The organism is Pseudomonas sp. QTF5, assembly GCF_000512695.2.
Classification (GTDB): Bacteria; Pseudomonadota; Gammaproteobacteria; order Pseudomonadales; family Pseudomonadaceae; genus Aquipseudomonas.
Genome location: NZ_AZRW02000016.1, coordinates 1 through 22,669, shown reverse-complemented (window position 1 = coordinate 22,669; position 22,669 = coordinate 1). Strand labels below are relative to the sequence as shown.

Annotated in this window: 22 protein-coding genes and 1 pseudogene; 13 read left to right on the top strand and 10 right to left on the bottom strand. The window is 58.6% G+C overall.

The window, feature by feature from the left end:
• Positions 1–152: 152 nt before the first annotated feature.
• The 4 genes from IC37_RS14680 (at position 153) to trpE (ending at position 4,429) form a co-directional block, all read left to right on the top strand.
• The gene (locus IC37_RS14680; protein ID WP_030130019.1) at positions 153–1,301 is read left to right on the top strand and encodes an iron-containing alcohol dehydrogenase; all 1,149 of its coding nucleotides are present in this window, start codon (positions 153–155) and stop codon (positions 1,299–1,301) included.
• 86 nt (positions 1,302–1,387) lie between these two features.
• Entirely contained in the window at positions 1,388–2,062 is a 675-nt protein-coding gene (gene rpe, locus IC37_RS14675) for a ribulose-phosphate 3-epimerase (RefSeq protein WP_008008336.1), read from the top strand.
• Positions 2,059–2,877, top strand: a complete 819-nt coding sequence (locus IC37_RS14670; RefSeq protein ID WP_030130020.1) for a phosphoglycolate phosphatase — start codon at positions 2,059–2,061, stop codon at positions 2,875–2,877. Before rpe ends, IC37_RS14670 begins: the two co-directional genes overlap by 4 nt.
• Positions 2,878–2,947: 70 nt before the next feature.
• Positions 2,948–4,429: an anthranilate synthase component I gene (gene trpE / locus IC37_RS14665; protein WP_030130021.1), complete on the top strand. Its 1,482-nt coding sequence runs from the start codon at positions 2,948–2,950 to the stop codon at positions 4,427–4,429.
• 171 nt (positions 4,430–4,600) lie between these two features.
• On the opposite strand, the gene estP is transcribed toward trpE, so the two are convergent.
• Positions 4,601–6,508 carry an esterase EstP gene (gene estP / locus IC37_RS14660; RefSeq protein WP_030130022.1) on the bottom strand — a complete coding sequence of 636 codons (1,908 nt, stop codon included), beginning with the start codon at positions 6,506–6,508 and terminating at the stop codon, positions 4,601–4,603.
• A 409-nt stretch (positions 6,509–6,917) separates the two neighbouring features.
• Between estP and IC37_RS14655 the strand changes: the two genes are divergently transcribed.
• The 4 genes from IC37_RS14655 (at position 6,918) to IC37_RS14640 (ending at position 10,253) form a co-directional block, all read left to right on the top strand.
• The gene (locus IC37_RS14655; RefSeq protein WP_008067458.1) at positions 6,918–7,511 is read left to right on the top strand and encodes an aminodeoxychorismate/anthranilate synthase component II; all 594 of its coding nucleotides are present in this window, start codon (positions 6,918–6,920) and stop codon (positions 7,509–7,511) included.
• 9 nt (positions 7,512–7,520) lie between these two features.
• Positions 7,521–8,570, top strand: a complete 1,050-nt coding sequence (gene trpD, locus IC37_RS14650) for an anthranilate phosphoribosyltransferase (protein ID WP_007906883.1) — start codon at positions 7,521–7,523, stop codon at positions 8,568–8,570.
• Entirely contained in the window at positions 8,567–9,403 is an 837-nt protein-coding gene (gene trpC, locus IC37_RS14645) for an indole-3-glycerol phosphate synthase TrpC (protein ID WP_030130023.1), read from the top strand. Before trpD ends, trpC begins: the two co-directional genes overlap by 4 nt.
• Before the next feature lie 148 nt (positions 9,404–9,551).
• Positions 9,552–10,253 carry a lipoate--protein ligase family protein gene (locus tag IC37_RS14640; protein WP_030130024.1) on the top strand — a complete coding sequence of 234 codons (702 nt, stop codon included), beginning with the start codon at positions 9,552–9,554 and terminating at the stop codon, positions 10,251–10,253.
• A 54-nt stretch (positions 10,254–10,307) separates the two neighbouring features.
• Here IC37_RS14640 and crp read toward each other — a convergent pair whose 3' ends face one another.
• On the bottom strand, positions 10,308–10,952 hold the full coding sequence (crp, locus tag IC37_RS14635; RefSeq protein WP_030130025.1) for a cAMP-activated global transcriptional regulator CRP: 645 nt from the start codon (positions 10,950–10,952) through the stop codon (positions 10,308–10,310).
• A 246-nt stretch (positions 10,953–11,198) separates the two neighbouring features.
• Between crp and IC37_RS14630 the strand changes: the two genes are divergently transcribed.
• Together IC37_RS14630 and IC37_RS14625 are read left to right on the top strand one after the other, a co-directional pair.
• The gene (locus IC37_RS14630) at positions 11,199–11,621 is read left to right on the top strand and encodes an OsmC family protein (RefSeq protein WP_030130026.1); all 423 of its coding nucleotides are present in this window, start codon (positions 11,199–11,201) and stop codon (positions 11,619–11,621) included.
• A gap of 81 nt (positions 11,622–11,702) precedes the next feature.
• Positions 11,703–11,822, top strand: a pseudogene (locus IC37_RS14625) (S-adenosylmethionine decarboxylase); the annotation flags it as partial.
• A 136-nt stretch (positions 11,823–11,958) separates the two neighbouring features.
• Here the strand turns inward: IC37_RS14625 and coq7 are convergent.
• From coq7 to hemJ, 6 genes are all read right to left on the bottom strand, one after another.
• Complete coding sequence (gene coq7, locus IC37_RS14620) at positions 11,959–12,606, bottom strand: 2-polyprenyl-3-methyl-6-methoxy-1,4-benzoquinone monooxygenase (RefSeq protein ID WP_008008345.1); 648 nt, start codon at positions 12,604–12,606, stop codon at positions 11,959–11,961.
• A 199-nt stretch (positions 12,607–12,805) separates the two neighbouring features.
• A complete protein-coding gene (locus IC37_RS14615) occupies positions 12,806–13,144 on the bottom strand; it encodes a histidine triad nucleotide-binding protein (protein ID WP_007906873.1) in 339 nt (112 codons plus the stop codon).
• Positions 13,145–13,225: 81 nt separating this feature from the next.
• Positions 13,226–14,014, bottom strand: coding sequence for an SDR family oxidoreductase (locus IC37_RS14610; RefSeq protein WP_030130027.1), 789 nt, complete (start codon positions 14,012–14,014; stop codon positions 13,226–13,228).
• 62 nt (positions 14,015–14,076) lie between these two features.
• Complete coding sequence (locus IC37_RS14605) at positions 14,077–15,054, bottom strand: DUF805 domain-containing protein (RefSeq protein WP_030130028.1); 978 nt, start codon at positions 15,052–15,054, stop codon at positions 14,077–14,079.
• Positions 15,055–15,147: 93 nt separating this feature from the next.
• Positions 15,148–16,116 (bottom strand): nitronate monooxygenase family protein, encoded by a 969-nt coding sequence (locus IC37_RS14600; protein ID WP_030130029.1) that lies wholly within the window; start codon positions 16,114–16,116, stop codon positions 15,148–15,150.
• 34 nt (positions 16,117–16,150) lie between these two features.
• Complete coding sequence (gene hemJ, locus IC37_RS14595; protein ID WP_030130030.1) at positions 16,151–16,582, bottom strand: protoporphyrinogen oxidase HemJ; 432 nt, start codon at positions 16,580–16,582, stop codon at positions 16,151–16,153.
• A gap of 135 nt (positions 16,583–16,717) precedes the next feature.
• Between hemJ and argC the strand changes: the two genes are divergently transcribed.
• Together argC and erpA are read left to right on the top strand one after the other, a co-directional pair.
• Positions 16,718–17,752: an N-acetyl-gamma-glutamyl-phosphate reductase gene (gene argC, locus IC37_RS14590; protein ID WP_030130031.1), complete on the top strand. Its 1,035-nt coding sequence runs from the start codon at positions 16,718–16,720 to the stop codon at positions 17,750–17,752.
• A gap of 168 nt (positions 17,753–17,920) precedes the next feature.
• Positions 17,921–18,271, top strand: a complete 351-nt coding sequence (gene erpA / locus IC37_RS14585; RefSeq protein ID WP_007906865.1) for an iron-sulfur cluster insertion protein ErpA — start codon at positions 17,921–17,923, stop codon at positions 18,269–18,271.
• A gap of 68 nt (positions 18,272–18,339) precedes the next feature.
• Here the strand turns inward: erpA and IC37_RS14580 are convergent, their stop codons facing one another.
• Positions 18,340–19,437, bottom strand: a complete 1,098-nt coding sequence (locus IC37_RS14580) for an anhydro-N-acetylmuramic acid kinase (protein ID WP_030130032.1) — start codon at positions 19,435–19,437, stop codon at positions 18,340–18,342.
• A gap of 3 nt (positions 19,438–19,440) precedes the next feature.
• Positions 19,441–20,871 (bottom strand): peptidoglycan DD-metalloendopeptidase family protein, encoded by a 1,431-nt coding sequence (locus IC37_RS14575; RefSeq protein ID WP_030130033.1) that lies wholly within the window; start codon positions 20,869–20,871, stop codon positions 19,441–19,443.
• Between the two features lie 210 nt (positions 20,872–21,081).
• Here IC37_RS14575 and tyrS point away from each other — a divergent pair, with 210 nt between their 5' ends.
• Positions 21,082–22,281, top strand: a complete 1,200-nt coding sequence (gene tyrS / locus IC37_RS14570) for a tyrosine--tRNA ligase (protein ID WP_030130034.1) — start codon at positions 21,082–21,084, stop codon at positions 22,279–22,281.
• Positions 22,282–22,669: the final 388 nt, after the last annotated feature.

Here is a 22,669-nt window from a genome sequence, read left to right as displayed (position 1 = left end):
GACTGACACTCCGCCTTCGCGAGCAAGCCCGCTCCCACAGTCGATTTGTGTAGTTTTCGGGATCGGCTGTCATTCACGAACTTAATAGCAGACAACCCCCAATCCCCAGCTACTATTGTGCCCAGCTCCCCTATCGATAAGAGGCTGCGCACATGAGTCTTTCCTCTTTCAAAATCGCTCACAAACTGATCACCGGCGCAGGTGCCATCGAGCAACTGGCGGCCGAGTTGACGCGTCTGGACATCGACAACCCGCTGATCGTCACCGACGCCGCACTGGTCAAGTCCGGCACGGTAGAGCTGGCGCTGGCGCAGCTGGGCGAGCGCAGCTATGAGATTTTCGACCGGGTGCTGCCAGACCCGGAAATCGCCATCGTTGAAGACTGCATGCGGGTTTACCGTGAAGGCGGGCATGACGGACTGATCGGTCTCGGTGGTGGCAGTGCCATCGACATCGCCAAGAGCGTTGCAGCCTATGCCGGTTACCACGGCGCTCTGGAGGATTTGTTCGGCGTCGATCAGGTACCGCGCAAAGGCCCGCCGCTGATTGCCATCCCGACCACCGCCGGCACCGGTTCGGAAGTGACCAACGTGGCCATCCTCTCCGACAAGGTCGCGCAGCTGAAGAAAGGCATTGTCAGCGACTACCTGTTGCCGGACGTAGCGCTGGTCAGCCCACAAATGACCCTGACCTGCCCGCGCAGTGTCACTGCCGCCAGTGGCGTCGATGCGCTGGTGCACGCCATCGAGTCCTACCTGTCGCTCAATGCCTCGCCAATCACCGACGCTCTGGCCATTGGCGCGATCAAGCTGATTACCAAGGCGCTGCCCAAGGCCTACGCCAATCCATCCCATCTGCAAGCTCGCGAAGACATGGCCACCGCCAGCCTGATGGCCGGCATGGCGTTCGGCAATGCCGGGGTCGGCGCAGTGCATGCGTTGGCGTATCCCCTGGGCGGGCGGTTCAATATTGCCCATGGCGTCAGCAATGCCTTGCTGCTGCCGTATGTCATGACCTGGAACAAGATGGCTTGCGTGGAACGCATGCAGGATATTGCCGAGGCCATGGGGGTGAAGACCGCTCATCTGAGCGCCAACGAAGCGGCGGACAAAGCCGTGGAGGCGATGACCGAACTGTGCGCGGCGGTGGAAATCCCGCTGGGCCTGCGCAGTTTCGGGGTGCCTGAGGATGCGATTCCGGCCATGGCCGTGGAAGCTGCCGGTATCGAACGCCTGATGCGCAACAATCCGCGCAAGCTGAGCGCCGTCGATATCGAGAAGATCTACCGAGCGGCCTATTAGTACCCAATCATCGCAGCACGGTGCGCGCGTCAAAGCATGAGGTATACAATGCGCGCCATCGTGATTCTGCTCAAAAAAGGTGCGTCATGCAGCCCTTCGTCATTGCTCCGTCGATTCTCTCCGCCGACTTCGCCCGCCTGGGTGAGGAAGTGGACAACGTCCTGGCCGCCGGCGCCGACTTCGTACACTTCGATGTCATGGACAACCACTACGTGCCAAACCTGACCATCGGCCCGATGGTGTGCTCCGCGCTGCGCAAGTACGGCGTAACTGCGCCGATCGACGCGCACCTGATGGTCAGCCCGGTGGACCGCATCGTCGGTGACTTCATCGAGGCCGGTGCGACCTACATTACCTTCCACCCGGAAGCCACGCAGCACGTCGACCGTTCCCTGCAACTGATCCGCGAAGGCGGCTGCAAGGCGGGGCTGGTATTCAACCCGGCGACCCCGCTGGACGTGCTCAAGTACGTGATGGACAAGGTCGACATGATCCTGCTGATGAGCGTCAACCCTGGCTTCGGCGGGCAGAAGTTCATTCCCGGCACTCTCGACAAACTGCGTGAAGCGCGGGCACTGATCGATGCCTCCGGTCGTGACATTCGCCTGGAAATCGACGGTGGCGTGAACGTGAACAACATTCGCGAAATCGCTGCTGCTGGCGCCGACACCTTCGTCGCCGGTTCGGCGATCTTCAATGCGCCGAACTACCAGGAAGTGATTGAAAAAATGCGCTCCGAACTGGCGCTGGCTCGCCCATGAGCGGTTTTGAGCAGCTGTTCCCCGGGCGTCTGCCGCGGCTGGTGATGTTCGATCTGGATGGCACGCTGGTCGATTCGGTCCCTGATCTCGCGGCGGCTGTGGATAACATGCTGCTCAAACTCGGGCGTCAACCTGCTGGTATCGAACCGGTGCGCGAGTGGGTTGGCAACGGCGTGCACATGCTGGTGCGCCGGGCCTTGGCCAACCACATCGACGCTGAGGGTGTCGATGAGGTCGAGGCCGAGCGTGCCCTGGAATTGTTCAACGGCTTTTATGAAGACGGTCACGAACTGACGGTGGTTTACCCCGGCGTGCGTGACACCCTCAAGTGGCTGAACAAACAAGGCGTCGAAATGGCGCTGATCACCAACAAACCGGAGCGCTTCGTCGCGCCGCTGCTGGATCAGATGAAGATCGGCCGCTACTTCAAATGGATCATCGGTGGCGACACCCTGCCGAACAAGAAACCTGACCCGGCCGCGCTGTTTTTCGTGATGAAAATGGCCAACATTCCGGCGTCGCAATCGTTGTTCGTCGGCGACTCGCGCAGCGATGTGCTGGCGGCGAAAGCGGCGGGGGTCAAATGCGTTGCCCTCAGTTACGGCTATAACCACGGTCGACCGATTGCCGAAGAATCGCCGGCGTTGGTGATCGATGATCTGCGCAAACTAATTCCCGGTTGCCTGGATCCGGCCGCTGAGATAACGTTGCCCGACGCTGTTCAATCCCCTCCTGGAAACGCCATCGTGGTGGTCACTCGCAAACTCTGGATGAAAGTCATCAAGGCCCTGGCCCGCTGGCGTTGGCGCGCCTGACTTGTTCCTGGCCGGCGTACCGGCGCGTTTGCACACCTGACCGTTAGACCCTCAAGCCACGAGGCACCTCATGATCCGCGAAGAATTCCTGCGTTTGGCCGCTGCCGGCTACAACCGCATCCCGCTTGCCTGCGAAACCCTGGCCGATTTCGACACGCCGCTGTCGATTTACCTGAAGCTGGCCGACGAGCCCAACTCCTATCTGCTGGAGTCAGTGCAGGGCGGCGAGAAATGGGGCCGTTATTCGATCATCGGCCTGCCGTGCCGCACCGTGCTGCGGGTTCACGATCACCACGTCAGCGTGACCCACGACGGCGTCGAGATCGAAAGCCACGACGTTGAAGACCCGCTGGCCTTCGTCGAAGCCTTCAAGGCGCGCTACAACGTGCCGACCATCGCCGGTCTGCCGCGCTTCAATGGTGGTCTGGTGGGCTACTTCGGTTATGACTGTGTGCGTTATGTGGAGAAACGTCTGGGCAAATGCCCGAACCCGGATCCACTGGGCGTACCGGACATTCTGCTGATGGTGTCCGATGCGGTGGTGGTGTTCGATAACCTCGCCGGCAAAATGCACGCGATCGTCCTGGCTGATCCGTCGCAGGAAGATGCCTTCGAGCAAGGTCAGGCGCGTCTGCAAGCGCTGCTGGAACAACTCCGTCAGCCGATCACTCCGCGCCGTGGCCTGGACTTCAGCAAACAGCAATCGGCTGATCCGGTGTTCCGTTCGAGCTTCACCCAGAACGATTACGAAAAAGCCGTCGACACCATCAAGGAATACATCCTGGCCGGTGACTGCATGCAGGTCGTGCCGTCCCAGCGTATGTCGATCGACTTCAAGGCAGCGCCTATCGACCTGTACCGGGCGCTGCGCTGCTTCAACCCGACGCCTTATATGTATTTCTTCAACTTCGGCGACTTCCACGTCGTCGGCAGTTCGCCGGAAGTACTGGTACGGGTCGAAGACAACCTGATCACCGTGCGCCCGATTGCCGGCACCCGTCCGCGAGGTGCCAACGAAGAGGCTGACGTGGCGCTGGAAAAAGACCTGCTGTCGGACGACAAGGAAATCGCCGAGCACTTGATGCTGATCGATCTGGGCCGCAACGACACTGGTCGCGTTTCGGAGATCGGTTCGGTGAAACTCACCGAGAAGATGGTTATCGAGCGTTACTCCAACGTGATGCACATCGTGTCCAACGTCACCGGCCAATTGAAGGCCGGGCTGACGGCCATGGACGCACTGCGGGCGATCCTGCCGGCAGGCACCTTGTCTGGCGCGCCGAAGATTCGCGCGATGGAAATCATCGACGAGCTGGAACCCGTCAAGCGTGGCGTCTACGGTGGTGCGGTCGGCTACTTCGCCTGGAACGGCAACATGGACACCGCGATTGCGATCCGCACCGCGGTGATCAAGGACGGCGAACTGCACGTGCAGGCCGGTGGCGGCATCGTCGCCGACTCGGTGCCGGCGCTGGAATGGGAAGAAACCCTGAACAAACGCCGCGCCATGTTCCGCGCCGTGGCCCTCGCCGAGCAGACGCCGGACAACTAAGTACGCAAAACCTGTAGGAGCGGGCTTGCTCGCGAAAGCGGTGGGTCAGGCAACATCAATGTTGACTGTGCCGCCGTCTTCGCGAGCAAGCCCGCTCCCACATGGATTTTGCATACACCATAAAAAACGCGGCGCCTGTGTAAGGGCGCCGCGTTTTTTATTGCCTGCGATTTAGAAGTCCAGCGCAACCCCAACGCTCACCCCTTGCTGAGTAAAGTCATCATCCTTGCGGAACGTGTAACCACCACGCAACGCCAAATCGGCGGTCAATTTATGGCTGACCCCCAGACTCACGCGGTTCAAGTGACTCTGTGGCGTATAACCTTCCAGTGTGAAGTCGTTAGCGGGCAGGCTATTGAGGGCGATGTTTACCTTCTGAACATCATCTTCGTACTCACGTTCGTGGGCATATTCGCCAAACACCTGGGTCTGACGGGTGAAGTTGTATTTGCCTTGCAAGCCGATACCCAGGCGTTTCGAGTCTCGGGTCTGATCGTCAAAAGTCAGCGCCGTGGCGCGGTTGCTGTTTTCCGAGTAGCCGTCGACTTCCACTTTGGCGTAATCGGCGCTGATGAACGGTGACAGGTGCCATTCGCTGCCCGGTTGGGCAATGTCGTAGCCAAGGCGAGTGCTGAAGGCCCAGAGATGACCATCGGTATCACCCTTTTCCGCACCTTCGCTGACACCCAGGTCGAATTTGCGTTCGAGATTGTCGTAATCCAGCTTGCCACCGGTCAACGCGGCATCGGCCCACCAGCGATTCTGCTGGAACTGGGCGAAGGCAGTCGCCAGATAGCTATTGAGTTTGTAGTCCGAATCGTTGCTGCCTGCATCCAGGTTCTGGCGATAGAAGCCTGCTGCCACACCGACGCGCCAGGCTTCATTGAGGCGATAGCTGCCGCCGATATTCAGGTTGTAGCCGCTGCCATCAGCACTGGCGCCGCTGCTTTGGCTATCGACATCCAGATGCTGACCACCGCCAGCGACAATCGCGCGCCATTGGCCGACGGCTTGCCAGTTCTCCCAGTCGGATTGCCATTGACTGCGCAGTTCATCTTGGTGAGCGCGCAAGGTGGCGTGGGCCATTTCCGGCAGCAGCGTCAGTTCCCAAGGTGCCGCCAGCAAGGAATAGGCGTAATCGGCAATCAGCTTTTGCCCGGTTTCAGTGGGGTGAACCGAGTCGTTGTAGATCAGCTTGCTCGGGTCCGGGGTTGCGCTGTTGATGCCATACACGGCATTTTCCGTGCAACCGTTGCCGCTGAAGCAGGTAGCCGTCAGGTTCTGACCGGTGGCGAGGCCGAAGCGCGCCGGGTCGGCGAAGGTTTCCTGCAGTAGCAATGGAATATTCAGCGGAATGATTTCGGCATTGATCCCTGCGAGTCGGGTGACCAACTGCTGGTTGAAGTCCGTACTCAATTGCGAGATCGCTGACTGCAATGGGCTGCCGTTAATGGCTGGCGCCAGGCCCAGGTCCGGTAGCAGCCAGACCACGATATATTTGGCGCCGGCGCTTTGCAGGGTCTGCACACTGTCGGCCAGGCGATCCGCCGCGGCGTTGGCCTGGGTGGTATTAAGCACGAGGCCCTGAAGGAAGTCGTTGCCGCCCCCGGAAAGGTAATACAGCGCATTAGGATCGGCGCGGAAGTTGTTCGTCGGCAGATAACCTGCCCGGGTGCGTTCGCCCGTGGCCGATTCGGTAGTGATCGACTCCAGAATCTGGTCGGTACGGTAACCGCCGACGGCCCAGTTGTTGCCATCCGCCAGCCCTTGATTGGCGCGCGCGGCCGAGGTCGAGGCGGCGGTCTGGTCGGATGGGAATCCGAGACGCCCACCCAACAATTGCGTGGAGTTCAATGAGCGTAATTCACCGCTGCCATCCAGGTAGACCGGCCCGGTCCGGTTGGTAAAACGCTCTGTCGCGCCGGCAGGGCCACCCGTGTCGGTAAACTGCCCGGCATCGTTGAGACTGTCGCCGAAGACGACGAAATTCGAATAAGGATTGGGCGCGGCAATCGCCTGGGCACAGGCAGTGGCGAGCAGGCATCCGGCGAGCGGTACAAGCAACGTCTGTTTGATCATGAGCAAGTCCATTTATTTATTGTTGTAGTGAACGAAACGACAGTACCAAAAACTTACGGCCTTTTGCCATCTGTCGCGAGCTCTCCAATTGTTTCGGGAGCTGTCGCCTCGGCCATATTGCACGCTCTGCCCAGCTAAGTTACTGTGCCGAGACGTATGAATGAGACCTTCCCCGTGTTGATCGTCAGCAAACTTCTGGATCAAGTCATCAAGGCACACGCCCGTTGGCGTTGGCGCGCCTGAATCTTTTCTGCCGGCCTGGCCGGACCTGTACCGCTTTGCCTTCTTTACCTGTATGAAATGCCGCTTTGCTGGCGCCACTCCAGCACCTGACAAAGCGCAGCGCACTGCGGGTAAATCATTCGAAGGCCGTATTAAAAGTCAGTGAATTCAAGAGGTTCTTAACGCCATGTTGCTGATGATCGATAACTACGACTCTTTTACTTACAACGTTGTGCAATACCTCGGCGAGCTGGGCTCCGAGGTCAAAGTCGTGCGCAACGATGAACTCACTATTGCCGAAATCGAAGCTCTCAATCCTGAGCGCATTGTCGTGTCTCCCGGTCCGTGCACCCCGACCGAAGCCGGTATTTCCATCGAGGCGATCAAGCACTTCGCAGGCAAACTGCCGATTCTCGGCGTTTGCCTGGGTCACCAGTCCATCGGCCAAGCCTTTGGTGGTGATGTGGTCCGTGCTCGTCAAGTCATGCACGGTAAGACTAGTCCGGTATTTCACGAGGACAAGGGCGTGTTCGAAGGCCTGAATCGTCCGCTGACGGTCACCCGCTACCATTCACTGATCGTCAAGCGCGAAACCCTGCCCGATTGCCTCGAACTGACTGCCTGGACCCAGCTCGAAGACGGCTCGGTCGACGAGATCATGGGCCTGCGCCACAAGACGCTGAACATCGAGGGTGTGCAATTTCACCCTGAGTCTATCCTCACCGAACAGGGCCACGAGCTGTTCGCCAACTTCCTCAAACAAACCGGCGGCACGCGCTAAGGACTTTCCATGGATATCAAGACAGCCCTGAGCCGTATCGTCGGCCACCTCGACCTCAGTACCGATGAGATGCGCGATGTCATGCGCGAAATCATGACCGGGCAATGCACGGATGCGCAGATCGGCGCGTTCATGATGGCCATGCGCATGAAGAGCGAAAGCATCGATGAGATCGTCGGCGCGGTGACGGCAATGCGCGAGTTGGCGGACAAGGTCGAACTCAACACCCTCGACGGCGTGGTCGATGTGGTCGGTACCGGCGGTGATGGCGCGAATATCTTCAACGTTTCGACCGCCTCCTCGTTCGTAGTCGCGGCGGCCGGTTGCACCGTCGCCAAGCACGGTAATCGTGCGGTGTCGGGAAAAAGCGGCAGCGCCGACTTGCTGGAAGCCGCGGGTATCTACCTGAACCTGACGCCGGTTCAAGTAGCGCGCTGCATCGACAACGTCGGCATCGGTTTCATGTTTGCCCAGACCCACCACAGTGCCATGAAGCACGCCGCTGGCCCGCGCCGCGAGCTGGGCTTGCGCACCTTGTTCAACATGCTCGGCCCGCTTACGAATCCGGCCGGTGTGAAGCATCAGGTGGTGGGTGTGTTCAGTCAGGCGTTGTGCCGGCCATTGGCCGAAGTTTTGCAACGCCTGGGCAGCAAACACGTGCTGGTGGTGCATTCGAAAGATGGTCTGGACGAGTTCAGTCTGGCGGCGCCGACCTTTGTGGCTGAGCTGAAGAATGATCAGATTACCGAGTATTGGGTCGAACCCGAAGACTTGGGGATGAAGAGTCAAAGCCTGCACGGTCTGGCGGTGGAAAGCCCGGCGGCCTCCCTTGAGCTGATCCGCGATGCCTTGGGCAAGCGCAAGACTGAGAATGGCCAGAAAGCCGCCGAGATGATCGTGCTTAATGCCGGTGCCGCGCTGTACGCCGCCGACCATGCCAGCAGTTTGAAAGAAGGCGTTGCCCTGGCGCACGATGCGCTGCACACAGGCCTCGCTCGGGAAAAACTTGAGGAGTTGGGTGCATTTACCGCGGTATTCAAAGTGGAGAATGAGGGATGAGTGTACCGACGGTTCTGGAAAATATTCTGGCCCGCAAAGTCCAGGAAGTCGCCGAGCGTAGCGCTCGCGTGAGCCTGGCGGAGCTGGAAAGTCTGGCCAAGGCGGCCGATGCACCCCGCGGTTTTGCCAAGGCATTGATCGATCAGGCCAAGACAAAACAGCCTGCGGTCATTGCTGAAATCAAGAAAGCTTCGCCGAGCAAAGGCGTGATTCGCGAGAACTTCGTGCCTGCGGACATTGCCAGGAGTTACGAAAAGGGCGGGGCGACTTGCCTGTCGGTGCTCACCGATATCGACTACTTCCAGGGAGCTGACGCTTATCTGCAGCAGGCCCGGGCGGCGTGCAAGCTGCCGGTGATCCGCAAGGACTTCATGATCGATCCGTACCAGATCGTCGAATCCCGTGCCCTGGGCGCTGACTGCGTGCTGTTGATCGTCTCCGCACTGGACGATGTGAAAATGGCCGAGCTGGCGGCCGTGGCAAAAAGCGTCGGTCTCGATGTGCTGGTGGAAGTCCACGACGGCGACGAGTTGGAGCGGGCCTTGAAAACCCTCGACACGCCGCTGGTGGGCGTCAACAACCGCAACCTGCACACCTTCGAGGTCAATCTGGAAACCACCCTCGACCTGTTACCGCGTATTCCGCGTGATCGTCTGGTGATCACCGAGAGTGGCATCCTCAACCGGGCCGATGTCGAACTGATGGAAATCAGCGATGTGTACGCGTTCCTGGTTGGCGAAGCGTTCATGCGCGCCGAAAGCCCGGGTACCGAACTGCAACGCCTGTTCTTTCCCGAGCGTGGCATTTCAGTGAGCGGTTCTACGCTCGATTGATTGAAAATCGGGGCGCTCCCTTCGCGAGCAAACCCGCTCCCACATTAGCCCGCGTTCATCCAGACGACGCGGAACAACTGTGGGAGCGGGCTTGCTCGCGAAGGCGGCATAAGATGCACCACAGACTGACCGTCCTATGGAATACCTTATGACCTCACCAACCCCTCTGACCATCGAAGCCGGCCTGCTCGCCGAACAGGATCTGCTGGCCCATGTGTGCACCGGTGAGTCGGAGTTCGGTCTGCTGTTCTGGCAACCCACTGACCGCGCGTTGGTCATGCCTCGTCGCTTGAATCGTCTGCCGCAGTTCGAGGCGGCGTGCGAAATATCCGCTGCCGCCGGCTGGCCAGTACTGCTGCGTGAAACCGGCGGCGAGCCAGTGCCGCAATCGGCCTCGACGATCAACATCGCACTGGTATATGCCCCACCGCGCAGCGAAGGCGATCTGAACCGCATCGAAACCGGCTACCGGCGTCTGTGCGATCCGATCTGTCAGTTACTGGATGAGCTGGGCGGCACTTCGTCGTTGGGCGAAATTGAGGGCGCGTTCTGCGACGGCCGTTTCAACGTCAACCTCGATGGTCGAAAGATGGTCGGCACCGCTCAGCGGTGGCGCCAGAGCATGGGCGGTCAGCGTCCGGTCGGCCTGGTGCACGGGGCGATGTTGATCGATAACGAACGAGAGTCGATGGTCGCGGCGGTCAATCGCTTCAATGAAGCCTGTGGCCTGGAGCAGCGGGTTCGCGCTGAAAGCCATATCGCCCTGCATGAAAAGTTTACCGCTCCTGAGGCGCTGGAGCGGCTCGATACACTATACCGGCAGTTGCTGGCGGAAATGCTCGGAGCTTAAGTTCTCGAAGCTTCGTTTCCAGAGCTTAGGTTTTCTGAGCTTGAGTTTTCGAGCTTAGCGCGTACCGAAGACCACCATGGTCTTGCCTTTGACGTCGACCAGGTTGCGCTCTTCCAGATCCTTGAGCACGCGGCCGACCATCTCACGGGAACAACCGACAATCCGGCCGATCTCCTGACGGGTCACCTTGATCTGCATGCCATCCGGGTGGGTCATGGCGTCTGGCTGTTTGCACAGCTCCAGCAGGCAGCTCGCAACGCGACCGGTCACGTCGAAGAACGCCAGGTCGCCGACCTTGCGCGTGGTATTGCGCAGGCGTTGTGCGATTTGTCCGCTGAGTACGTAAAGAATGTCTGGATCTTGTTGGGACAGCTCGCGGAATTTCGCGTAGCCGATTTCCGCGACTTCGCATTCGACCTTGGCACGTACCCAGGCACTGCGTTCCTGTTCCAGGCCGGCTTGCTCAAACAGACCCAGCTCGCCGAAAAAGTCGCCGGAGTTGAGGTAGGCAATGATCATTTCACGGCCGTCGTCATCCTCGATCAGGATGGTTACCGAACCTTTGATGATGAAGAACAGCGTATCCGAGCGGTCGCCAGCACAAATGATGTTGCTCTTGGCGGCATAGCGACGGCGCTGACAATGCATCAATAGCTTGTCGAGGTTCTTGATTTTGGGAGTGGGGGTAATAGCAACCATGGTTGTATCCCGAAAAGACTGCACGGTGTGTTTGTTTTTCGTAGGAGCTGGCGAAGCCTGCGATCTTTTATTCGCTACAAAGCTGGCTATACGCCATCGAATTGACGTCAGCTTAACAGACACATTCCTAGAAGATTCGAGAATTTGCCTACAGCGCAGATGGTTATGTCCTAGGAAAGCGAAGCGCTGCCAATCAAGGGCCCGTGCTAAGCTGGCGACCCTTTTTTATACAGTGGAGTCTTGGCGATGAAGGCACGCATCCAATGGGCTGGCGAAGCCATGTTCCTCGGTGAATCCGGCAGCGGTCATGTCGTAGTCATGGACGGTCCGCCCGATGCCGGCGGTCGTAACCTGGGTGTCCGGCCGATGGAAATGCTCCTGCTGGGTGTTGGCGGCTGCAGCAATTTCGATGTGGTCAGCATCCTCAAGAAGTCCCGTCAGGCCGTCGAAAGCTGCGAAGCCTTCCTCGAAGCCGAGCGTGCGACCGAAGATCCGAAGGTTTTCACCAAGATCCATATGCACTTCGTGGTCAAAGGCCGAGGACTGAAGGAAGCTCAGGTCAAGCGCGCCATCGAGCTGTCGGCCGAGAAGTATTGCTCGGCCTCGATCATGCTCGGCGCGGCTGGCGTGGTGATTACCCACGACTACGAGATTATCGAACTCGGTTGAATCGACATTCCACTATCATTAACGCAGTGCAGACTCTGGCGATCGATAGCTGACGTCTGCTGTTGAAGAACGTCGAATGGGGATAACTACCTGTTCGGCGACGCCACCAGCAACCTGTCCCCTGAGCAACGTGCCCAGGTGACTGAGCGTGTGAAACACGAAAAGCTCGAAATCTTCTACGCGCGCAACATGCCGAGCTAAGATTTTTGAGTACAAAAAAGGCGACTACCTTGCGGTAATCGCCTTTTTTATTTGTTGGAATACAGAACCCTTGCAGGAGCGAGCGGTGCGGCGATCCGACTTGCCCGCGAAGAGGCCCTATTTAACAACCTGATCCTCAGATCCGATAAGTACTCTTGGTCATCACCTTGGCCAACAAACTCATCCCGAACTTCACCGGCGCCGGAAAACGAAATCCACCCGCATCCAGCGCACTTTCAGCATGATGCTCTTCATCGATGCGCATCTGCTCAAGAATCGCCCGGGATTTTTCGTCCTCGGCTGGCAGTTGCTCAAGGTGTTCGTTCAGGTGTTTGCAGACCTGATGCTCGGTGGCAGCAACGAAACCCAGACTGACTTTGTCGCTGATCAGCCCGGCGACCGCGCCAATCCCGAATGACATGCCGTAGAACAGCGGATTAAGGATGCTGGTATGGCTGCCCAACTGATGAATGCGTTGTTCGCACCAGACCAGATGGTCGATTTCTTCTTCGGCGGCGTGCTCCATGGCGGCGCGCACTTTCGGCAGCTTGGCGGTCAGGGCCTGACCTTGATACAGCGCCTGGGCGCAGACTTCGCCGGTATGGTTGATGCGCATCAAACCGGCGACGTGTCGGGTGTCCTCGTCGCTCATTTGCGCATCCGGCTGCACGATGGCAGGCGACGGACGGTAGGGCTGACCACTGAAGGGCAACAAAGTACGCATCGCGGCATCGGCTTGCAGCAGAAGACGGTCAATCGGCGAGTAGTGACGTTGGGTAGTCATGCTGACCTCCGGGAAGAATCTCGGCGGCCAGTTTAACCCAATCGGCCGGGGGAGGGTTTGCGTTGGGTCATCTGTGGCGAGGGAGTAGCCGCCGCGGCCGCGAAGCGGTCGTAAATTCAGCCCATCGATCGGGCTGAAAAATACGGCGCATGGATTGGGGCTGCTGCGCAGCCCAGCGGGAGCAAGCTCCCTCGCCACATCAGCCCGGCGGCCAGTGCATCTGGCGCTGACCCAGCACGTGCATATGAATGTGATAGACGGTCTGCCCGCCCAATTCATTGCAGTTCATGACCACCCGGAAACCTTCTTCACAGCCCAATTCCAGAGCCAGACGCTGGGCCGTGAACAGAATATGCCCGGCCAAAGCCTTGTCGTCCTCGGTGAGGTCGTTAAGGGTGCGCACCGGTTTCTTCGGGACCACCAGGAAATGCACGGGGGCCTGTGGCGCGATGTCGTGGAAGGCCAGTACCTGGTCGTCCTCGTAAATGATCTTCGCCGGGATTTCCCGGTTGATGATCTTGGTGAACAGAGTATCCACAGCTGTTTTCTCCGTTGTTTGGGCTGGCCTGAGTGTAACCATGGGTTATGTCAGAGCCCAGCCTTTTGCCTTGAGGATTGATCAGCGCGGGCAATAGGCTTTGTTGACCATGCCCGCGATTGTCCGGGTTAGCCAACGTGAGCCGAGCCGCGGCAGGAACGCGAACCAGCGATTCAGGCGGCCGGGGATGATAATGGCGCGATTTTTCTCCAGGGCGCGCACGGTATAGAGCGCGACTTCTTCCGGACTCATCAGCAGTTTGCTCTCGACCAGTTTGTCGGTGTCCAGTTGCGCGGTGCGGAAAAACGCCGTGCGGGTCGGGCCGGGGCAGAGCACCGACACCTTGACCGCGCATTTCTTCAGTTCGACGCGCAAACCTTCGGAAAAATGCAGTACGTAGGCCTTGCTGGCGTAGTAAGTGCTCATCCATGGGCCGGGATGGAACGCCGCGACCGAGGCGACGTTCAGAATCTGCCCGCCGCCCTGCAAGGCCATGCTGTTGCCGATGGCATGGCACAAGCGAGTGAGGGCCAGGATGTTCACTTCGATCAAGTCCTGCTCGGTCATCCAGTCCTGGGCCAGGAACGGGCCGCAGGTACCGATGCCGGCACAGTTGACCAGCAAATCTATCTGCCGATCGCCTTCCTCCAGCTCCAGCAAAAATCCGGACAGCCTTAGCGGCTCGCCCAGGTCACAGGCGCGAAACAGCACTTCCACACTAAAACGTTGGGTCAATTCAATAGCAATACTTTCCAGCTGATCACGCTGTCGGGCCACCAGAATCAGGCTGCGGCCGCGCCGGGCCAGCGCTTCGGCCATCGCCAGGCCGATGCCGCTGGAAGCGCCAGTGATCAGAGCGTAACGGGTCATGCAGTTCTCCATCGCAACAGCTCCGCGCCGGCGACGCAGGTGTCACGGGCGGGGAGCGCTGTTCATTCTTTCGCAGAGTCTACAGTGGGCTCGGCAGCTTCGGCTGCATCATCGGATGAATTTGGCGCTTGTTCGGCCTCTTCGGCCGGCTCGACTTCAACTTCGTCGGTGATCACCGCGCTGCTTTGATAGATGTTGTCGGTGGCGCTTTCGTACTCATCCTGGATCGCGGTGAGGCCTCCAGTCAGCCCGCCGACAAACATGATTGCGATAAACACCAGCCATAGCGAAGCCAGCACCCTGACCGCGTTGCTGTTGGGCGGCGGTGGTGCGCCATACCGGTTGGCAGTGTTGTTACCCGGCACGATCATTATCACGAACGGAAAAATGCTGCCCACGACCGGCACAAGGTTCAGCAGCCAGAGCCAGCCGGACCAGCCGATATCGTGCAGACGCTGCACGCTGAACTGGATGCTGATGAATGCGAGCACCACGACCAGGATAAAGGCCAGCAGACCAGCGAGAATCAAACCAGCAGTCGAGTCCGTGCTGATGAGTGCGAAACCGAAAATTGCCAGCACGGCGCCAACGCCAAGCGTCACCAGCGTAAGCGCCATCGTCCAGGCCAAAAAGCGCAAGCGACCGATGCGGCCAACAAAACTGAATGCCTTGAGTGCAGAAAACTCCGGCAGTGTTTCGCCGACAGAGGCTCGGGGCGGTGCATAGGGAGAATCGGGATCTGCCGTGACAGGTTGGCTGTTGGCAGGAGCACGTTCGTAAACGTCGGACAGGTTCAGCTCGATAGAGGGTTCCGTTTCGATTCGGGCATCGATGCCGGTTTTCGTCAGCGCCTGAAGGTAAGTTTGCGCATCGGCGTGTGACAGGTCGCGTTTGAGCGCAACCTTGCGGCCACTGAACAGGCGTTCGATGGCCCCGACATCGCTTTTGAACAGCTCGGCGAGATTGAGCTTCGCGGTGGTGGCATCAACACCTGGCAGCAGAGCGCCTTCGAAGACGATCTTGAAACGGTTTTCGCTCATGGCCGAGGCATCCTTGTCGCGAGAGTTTGTAATAGACGGTATTGCAAGTTTGGAGTGTAGGGGTGGCCGGGTTGGGCTGGCCAAGTTTTCCTGTCAGCGCGGCCAGCGCTCGGGCAGCGCCGCCGCCAGTTCCAGCGCTTTTCGATATTCGGCATCGAGACGTGCGACCAATTGTTCGACACTCGGCAGGTCCTCGATTTCTCCGACGCCCTGGCCTGCGGACCACACGGTTTTCCAGGCTTTGGCTTCATCGCTCAACGGCTTGAGCTTGGAGCCGAAGTTCACCTCGCCCTTGCCTTGCAGGGCTGCCATGTCGAAACCGGCAGCTTCCAGGCTCCGGCGCATGAAGCTTGCCGGTACGCCCGACACCGCTGGAGTATGGACGATGTCTGCGGCTTTGGAAGTCAGGAGCATCTCCTTATACGCGTCAGGCGCATGACTTTCCGTGGTGCCGATAAATCGTGTACCGAAGTAGGCCAAATCCGCGCCGAGCAATTGCGCGGCTAGAATTTCATGGCCATGGTTCAGGCAGCCGGCCAGCAACAGGGTCTTATCGAAAAACTGGCGAATCTCGGCGATCAGCGAAAACGGGCTCCAGGTCCCGGCGTGACCACCGGCGCCCGCAGCCACGGCGATCAAACCGTCCACGCCGGCTTCAGCCGCTTTTTCCGCATGACGACGCGTCGTCACGTCATGAAATACCAGGCCTCCGTAACCATGCACCGCGTCGACCAGTTCCTTCACGGCGCCGAGGCTGGTGATCACGATGGGTACTTCGTGCTCGATGCAGATCGCCAGATCCGCCTGCAATCGCGGATTGCTGTTGTGGACAATCAGATTCACCGCGTAAGGCGCGGGGTTTTCCAGTATTGCCAGTCCTGCTTCGATCTCCTCTAGCCAGGCCTTGAAACCGCTGCTCTCACGCTGGTTCAGCGCAGGAAAGCTGCCCACCACGCCATTGCGGCAGCAAGCGAGCACCAGTTCAGGATTGGAAATCAGGAACATCGGCGCCACCACAACGGGCAGACGCAAACGTTGTTCGAGCAAAACGGGCAGCGACATTGGAAGTACCCCGGGTGAATTGCACTTGTTGGATTTAAAACGGCCGAACGACGACCAGAATTACGATAGCCAGCAATAGCAGAACCGGCACCTCATTGAACCAGCGATAAAAGACATGGCTGCGGGTGTTTTCGCCACGGGCAAAACGTTTTACCTGTGCGCCACACATGTGGTGATAGCCGATCAGGATCACCACCAGGGTCAACTTGGCATGCATCCATGCACCTTGGGTGAAGTAGGCGCTTGGGTTGAGACTGATCAGCCAAATGCCGAATGCCAGAGTGGCGATCATCGCCGGGCCCATGATGCCCCGGTACAGCTTGCGCTCCATGATACTGAAGCGTTCCTTGCTGACGGTGTCTTCGCTTTGGGCGTGATAGACGAACAGGCGCGGCAGGTAAAACAGGCCGGCAAACCAGCAGACCATGCTGACGATATGAAACGCTTTGAGCCACAGATAGAGCATTTTCAGGTATTCCCAGGTTCACGTTAGCCCGGATAGTAGAGGCTTGAGCCGCCGCACGTCACCTTGACAGTTGTCGCAGGGCCGCGCGGCCCCTATTATCGACGGCTTTCCAGTGGGTTCGTTGAGGGTAGGTTTATGGTCAAGGTCGGTATCGTCGGCGGCACGGGTTACACCGGTGTCGAACTGCTGCGTCTGTTGGCACAGCATCCGCAGGCTGAAGTGGTAGTGATCACTTCCCGATCCGAGGCCGGCCTGGCCGTGGCCGATATGTACCCGAACCTGCGAGGCCATTACGACGGCCTGGCTTTCAGCGTTCCGGACATCAAGACCCTCGGGGCCTGCGACGTGGTGTTCTTCGCCACACCGCACGGCGTTGCGCATGCGCTGGCGGGTGAGTTGCTGGCTGCCGGGACCAAGGTCATCGACCTGTCGGCAGACTTCCGTCTGCAAGACGCCGATGAGTGGGCCAAATGGTACGGCCAGCCGCATGGCGCTCCGGAATTGCTGGAGGAAGCGGTCTACGGCCTGCCGGAAGTCAATCGCGAGCAAATCAAACAAGCGCGCCTGATTGCTGTGCCGGGTTGCTATCCGACTGCCACGCAATTGGGTTTTCTGCCATTGCTTGAGACCGGTCTGGCCGACACCACTCGTTTGATTGCAGACTGCAAATCCGGTGTCAGCGGCGCCGGTCGTGGTGCTTCTGTAGGTTCGCTGTACTCCGAGACGTCGGAAAGCATGAAGGCTTACGCCGTCAAAGGGCACCGTCACTTGCCGGAAATCCGCCAGGGCCTGCGTCGTGCAGCGGGCAAGGACGTGGGGCTGACCTTCGTTCCGCACCTGACGCCAATGATTCGCGGTATTCACTCGACGCTCTATGCGACTGTCGTGGATCGCTCGGTGGATCTGCAAGCGTTGTTCGAAAAGCGCTATGCCAACGAACCGTTCGTCGATGTGATGCCTGCCGGCAGCCATCCGGAAACCCGCAGCGTGCGCGGTGCCAACGTTTGCCGTATTGCCGTGCATCGTCCGCAGGATGGTGATCTGGTGGTGGTATTGTCGGTGATCGACAACCTGGTCAAAGGCGCGTCCGGTCAAGCGGTGCAGAACCTGAATATCCTGTTCGGTCTCGATGAGCGTCTGGGCCTGTCCCATGCGGGCATGCTGCCGTAAGGCTTTATCCCGCTCAGCAAAAAGGCCCGTCGAACGGGCCTTTTTGCATTGTGGTCTGGCAATTGGGTTGATTGATATACCGTAACAATAGTTGACCGATTTTCTGGGAGAAGCGGATAATGCGCGTCATCACGCATTATGGCGGCGTAACGCCGGGAGATAGTCAGCATGAGCGTCGAATCCTTCACCCCCACGGCTTTGCAATTCACCCACGGTGCCGCGCACAAGGTGAAGAGCCTGGTCGATGAAGAGGGGAATGATCGCTTGAAGCTGCGCGTATTCGTTACGGGCGGCGGTTGTTCAGGGTTTCAGTACGGCTTCACCTTCGATGAAGAAGTGGCCGATGACGACACCATCGTCGAGCGCGAAGGCGTCAGCCTGGTGGTCGATCCGATGAGTTTTCAGTACCTGGCAGGTGCCGAAGTGGATTACCAGGAAGGTTTGGAAGGTTCGCGTTTCGTGATCAAGAACCCGAACGCTACCACCACGTGTGGCTGCGGCTCTTCGTTCTCGATCTGATCGCACCCTCACCGCATTACCAAACGCCGCAGAGTCTCAGGACTCTGCGGCGTTTTGCTGTCTGGGGTTCAGGTCCAGGCGGGGTAGATGGCGCCGAGTACGCGCAGGCCGCGGGCACCGGTGACACTCGGGCGGTTGGCCGCGATGCCTTCCAGGCAGCAATGGGCCAGCCAGGCGAAGGCCATGGCTTCGACCCAGTCCGGGTCTACACCATACGCAGCGGTGCTGCTGACTTTCGCGTTCGGCAACAGGCTGGCCAAGCGCTTCATCAGCGTGGCGTTGTGCGCGCCGCCACCACAGACAAGCAGCTCCTCGGTATCTGATTGGGCGCTTTGCAATGACTCGACAATGGTCAGCGCAGTCAGCTCAAGCAGCGTGGCCTGTACGTCTTCGGCAGCAAAGGTCTGTAGCTGCGACAGATGCTGCATCAGCCATGGCAGATTGAACACTTCGCGGCCGGTGCTCTTCGGGCCTTGGGTCACAAAGAATGGATCACTGAGCAGCTCGTTCAACAGAACCGGTTTGACCTTGCCGCTGGCAGCCCAATGGCCGTCACGATCAAAGTTGTCGCCGCGTTGCTGGTGAATCCAGGCATCCAACAGGACATTCCCGGGACCGCAGTCAAACCCGGCAACAGGCTTGCCGGGTTCGATCAGGCTGAGGTTGCTGAACCCGCCGACGTTCAATACCGCGCGGTTGCCAGGCCGTTCTTCAAACAGGGCTTCGTGAAAGGCTGGAACCAGTGGCGCGCCTTGTCCGCCGGCGGCTACATCGCGGCTGCGGAAATCGCTGACCACGGTGATGCCGGTCAGCTCGGTGAGCAAGGCAGGGTTGCCGATTTGCACCGTGAACCCGCGCGCCGGCTCGTGGCGAATGGTTTGGCCGTGGCTGCCAATCGCGCGAATGTCGTCAGGTTTCAGGTTTTGTTGGTCGAGGAGGGTGTGAATGCCCTGTGCGGCCAGGTTCACCCAGCTCTGCTGGGCGATGGCGGAGCGGGCAATCTCATCCGGGCCGCTGGCGCACAAGCCAAGCAGTTCGGCGCGCAGGGAATCAGGCATAGGGATGTAATGGGTGGCGATCAGCTTGATCGCCGGGGTTTGCTCGATCAACGCAATGTCCAGGCCATCAAGGCTGGTCCCGGACATCACACCTATATAGAGCGCCATGGCTTAGCGTTTACTCGAAGCCAGCTGGGTGGTTTTCTCTTGATCCATGCGCGCCATCAGCGGTTGGCTTTGCGCGAGGAAGCGTGAGCGTTCAGCTTTGGAGATAGGATCGGCCATCGCTACTTTCTGGCCCAGCGGATCGACGTGCACGCCATTGACCTGGAACTCGTAGTGCAAGTGCGGGCCGGTGGAGAGACCGGTGGTGCCGATGTAGCCGATCACCTGACCTTGCTTGACGCTGCCGCCAGTCTTGACGCCTTTGGCGAAGCCTTGCATATGGCCGTACAGCGTGCGGTAGGTATTGCCGTGCTGGATGATCACGGTGTTACCGTAACCGCCGCGACGACCCGCCAACAATACTTTGCCGTCACCGGCAGCCTTGATCGGCGTACCGCGTGGGGCGGCGTAATCGACGCCCTTGTGGGCGCGGATCTTGTTCAGGATCGGGTGCTTGCGGCCCATGGAGAATTTCGAGCTGATGCGGGCAAAGTCTACCGGAGTACGGATAAACGCCTTGCGCATGCTGTTGCCGTCAGCTGTGTAGTAGCTGCTGTTGCCTTGTTTGTTGGTGTAGCGCACCGCGGTGTAAGTCTTGCCGCGGTTGGTGAAGCGTGCAGAGAGGATCGGGCCGTTACCGACTGCTTTGCCGTTGACGACCTTCTGTTCGTAAATCACATCAAACTCGTCACCCTGGCGAATATCCTGGGCAAAGTCGACGTCATAGCCAAACACACTGGCCATATCCATGGTCAGGCTGTGGGACAAACCGGCTCGGGCGGCGGATTGCGACAGCGAACTGTTGATCACGCCATGAACGTAGGCGGAGCGAACAGTGGGCTTGGCGGTAATGCGGTTGAACACAAAACCCTTGTCGTTCTTGGTCAGGCTGATGCTTTCCGTGTCGCTGACTTTGCTGTGCAAATTGGTCAGTTGGCCATCCGGGCTCAGTTCGAACTCAAGCTTCTGGCCATGTTTGAGTTGGCTGAATTGCTTGGCCTGCTTGTCGCTGGCCAGTACTTCATGCACCGAAGTCGCCGGAAGGCCGACTTTCTCGAACAAGGTCGAGAGAGTGTCGCCTTTGGCAACGATCACTTCCTTATGGCCTGGCGCTTTCTTTTCTTCGACGGCTGGCGCAGGGGCGGGCTGGGCGGTTTCCTGGGCTGCTTGCTGAGTGTCTTCGGCGCTGTTTTCGATCTGCGCGAAGGGGGAGGCTGCCGGCTCATTTGTGGCTTGGACGACATCGGCGGCGTCTTGGTCTTGTGTCAGTTGTTCTGCAGGGCTTTCCAGTTCAAGACTCAGGGTCGTCTTTTTGGCTTCAACATCACTGGAAGGGAATACCAGAAGCGCCAGGCTGAGAAGGGCGGCGATGCCACTTGCTGCGAGCAGGTGGGTCTTCGGGTAAAGCGGCGGCGCTTTAGACGGCTCTGTGGTCATAGGTAGTTTTGACTTTGAAAAGATGAATTGGAAAAGATGAATGACATGATGAAGACGAAATAACTGTATAAAATATAACCAAATCAACTCTGAAGCAAGTCTGCGAACGCCCTGTCCGTGGATTGGCGTCCGTGCGCCGGGCAAAACTTGTATTTGGTGCGCGATCTTGTATGGTTGTTCCCCTTTGAATCTGAGCCTTGCGGGTCTGTTATGAAGTCGGTTGAAGAGCAACTAGCGCTGATCAAACGTGGTGCAGAAGAACTGTTGGTCGAGTCCGAGCTGATCGAGAAACTCAAGCGTGGCCAACCGCTGCGTATTAAGGCAGGCTTCGATCCGACCGCGCCGGATTTGCACCTGGGTCACACCGTGCTTATTAATAAGCTGCGTCAGTTCCAGGAGCTGGGGCACCAGGTGATCTTCCTTATAGGGGACTTCACCGGGATGATCGGTGATCCGAGTGGCAAGAGCGCGACACGTCCTCCGCTCACCCGTGAGCAGGTTCTCGAGAATGCCGAGACCTACAAGACTCAGGTCTTCAAGATTCTTGATCCGGCCAGGACCGAAGTGGCCTTCAACTCCACCTGGATGGATCAGATGGGGCCAGCCGACTTCATTCGCCTGACTTCGCAATACACCGTGGCGCGCATGCTTGAGCGCGACGACTTCGACAAGCGTTACACGACCAATCAGCCAATCGCTATTCACGAGTTCCTCTATCCGCTGGTTCAGGGTTATGACTCGGTCGCGTTGCGCGCGGATGTCGAGCTGGGCGGTACCGATCAGAAGTTCAACTTGCTGATGGGGCGCGAACTGCAGCGTGGTTATGGTCAGGAGGCTCAATGCATTCTGACTATGCCATTGCTCGAAGGCCTGGATGGCGTGAAGAAGATGTCCAAGTCGCTGGGCAACTACGTCGGTATCCAGGAAGCGCCGGGTGTCATGTACGGCAAGCTGGTTTCTATTCCGGATGTGCTGATGTGGCGTTACTTCGAACTGCTCAGCTTCCGCTCCATGGAAGAGATCAATACATTCCGGGCGGATGTTGAGGCGGGTGCGAATCCGCGTGACATCAAGATCAAGCTGGCCGAAGAGATCGTCGCGCGCTTCCACGGAGAAGAGGCTGCGGCCAATGCCCACCGTGCGGCGGGCAACCGTATGAAAGACGGTGAGCTGCCAGATGATCTGCCAGAGATCGAATTGACCGCTGCTGAAGATATGCCGATTGCTGCTGTCCTTAATAAAGCGGGCCTGGTGAAGAACTCCGCTATGGCGCGCGATCTTCTCGCTTCTGGTGGTGTGCGTATAGATGGTGAGGTTGTCGATCGCACCTTTATATACATAGTGGGCGTGACCCATGTTTGCCAGGCCGGGAAGAAGGCATTTGCGCGTATTACGCTCAAATCCGAATAAAGCTGAAAGCAGGGGTTGACGGCAGATTCTGAAAGTCTATAATTCGCCCCACTTCCGGCGCAGTCGAAGCGGAAAACTCCTTGGCAAACAAAGAGTTACGCAGTTTTCGGCGGCGGTACTCTTCAGTTTATTGAAGTCAGAAGGAGTTGGTAAGGCGGTGTGTTGTCGCCTTATTGACGGTTCGATCTTCTCGGTCGAAAGCGGAGAAAAAGAGGTGTTGACAGCAGCGAGTAACGCTGTAGAATTCGCCTCCCGCTAACGAGAGATCGGAAGCGCAAGTGGTTGAAGTTGCAAGGGAAACTTTGAAAACTTCTGAAAATAACCACTTGACAGTAACAGGGGCTGCTGTAGAATGCGCGCCTCGGTTGAGACGAAAGATCTTAACCAA

Excerpts from the sequence above, each read along its gene's own strand:
- IC37_RS14680 (WP_030130019.1), top strand. The coding sequence starts at position 153 with ATGAGTCTTTCCTCTTTCAAAATCGCTCACAAACTGATCACCGGCGCA.
- rpe (WP_008008336.1), top strand. The coding sequence starts at position 1,388 with ATGCAGCCCTTCGTCATTGCTCCGTCGATTCTCTCCGCCGACTTCGCC.
- IC37_RS14670 (WP_030130020.1), top strand. The coding sequence starts at position 2,059 with ATGAGCGGTTTTGAGCAGCTGTTCCCCGGGCGTCTGCCGCGGCTGGTG.
- trpE (WP_030130021.1), top strand. The coding sequence starts at position 2,948 with ATGATCCGCGAAGAATTCCTGCGTTTGGCCGCTGCCGGCTACAACCGC.
- estP (WP_030130022.1), bottom strand. The coding sequence starts at position 6,508 with ATGATCAAACAGACGTTGCTTGTACCGCTCGCCGGATGCCTGCTCGCC.
- IC37_RS14655 (WP_008067458.1), top strand. The coding sequence starts at position 6,918 with ATGTTGCTGATGATCGATAACTACGACTCTTTTACTTACAACGTTGTG.
- trpD (WP_007906883.1), top strand. The coding sequence starts at position 7,521 with ATGGATATCAAGACAGCCCTGAGCCGTATCGTCGGCCACCTCGACCTC.
- trpC (WP_030130023.1), top strand. The coding sequence starts at position 8,567 with ATGAGTGTACCGACGGTTCTGGAAAATATTCTGGCCCGCAAAGTCCAG.
- IC37_RS14640 (WP_030130024.1), top strand. The coding sequence starts at position 9,552 with ATGACCTCACCAACCCCTCTGACCATCGAAGCCGGCCTGCTCGCCGAA.
- crp (WP_030130025.1), bottom strand. The coding sequence starts at position 10,952 with ATGGTTGCTATTACCCCCACTCCCAAAATCAAGAACCTCGACAAGCTA.
- IC37_RS14630 (WP_030130026.1), top strand. The coding sequence starts at position 11,199 with ATGAAGGCACGCATCCAATGGGCTGGCGAAGCCATGTTCCTCGGTGAA.
- coq7 (WP_008008345.1), bottom strand. The coding sequence starts at position 12,606 with ATGACTACCCAACGTCACTACTCGCCGATTGACCGTCTTCTGCTGCAA.
- IC37_RS14610 (WP_030130027.1), bottom strand. The coding sequence starts at position 14,014 with ATGACCCGTTACGCTCTGATCACTGGCGCTTCCAGCGGCATCGGCCTG.
- IC37_RS14605 (WP_030130028.1), bottom strand. The coding sequence starts at position 15,054 with ATGAGCGAAAACCGTTTCAAGATCGTCTTCGAAGGCGCTCTGCTGCCA.
- IC37_RS14600 (WP_030130029.1), bottom strand. The coding sequence starts at position 16,116 with ATGTCGCTGCCCGTTTTGCTCGAACAACGTTTGCGTCTGCCCGTTGTG.
- hemJ (WP_030130030.1), bottom strand. The coding sequence starts at position 16,582 with ATGCTCTATCTGTGGCTCAAAGCGTTTCATATCGTCAGCATGGTCTGC.
- argC (WP_030130031.1), top strand. The coding sequence starts at position 16,718 with ATGGTCAAGGTCGGTATCGTCGGCGGCACGGGTTACACCGGTGTCGAA.
- erpA (WP_007906865.1), top strand. The coding sequence starts at position 17,921 with ATGAGCGTCGAATCCTTCACCCCCACGGCTTTGCAATTCACCCACGGT.
- IC37_RS14580 (WP_030130032.1), bottom strand. The coding sequence starts at position 19,437 with ATGGCGCTCTATATAGGTGTGATGTCCGGGACCAGCCTTGATGGCCTG.
- IC37_RS14575 (WP_030130033.1), bottom strand. The coding sequence starts at position 20,871 with ATGACCACAGAGCCGTCTAAAGCGCCGCCGCTTTACCCGAAGACCCAC.
- tyrS (WP_030130034.1), top strand. The coding sequence starts at position 21,082 with ATGAAGTCGGTTGAAGAGCAACTAGCGCTGATCAAACGTGGTGCAGAA.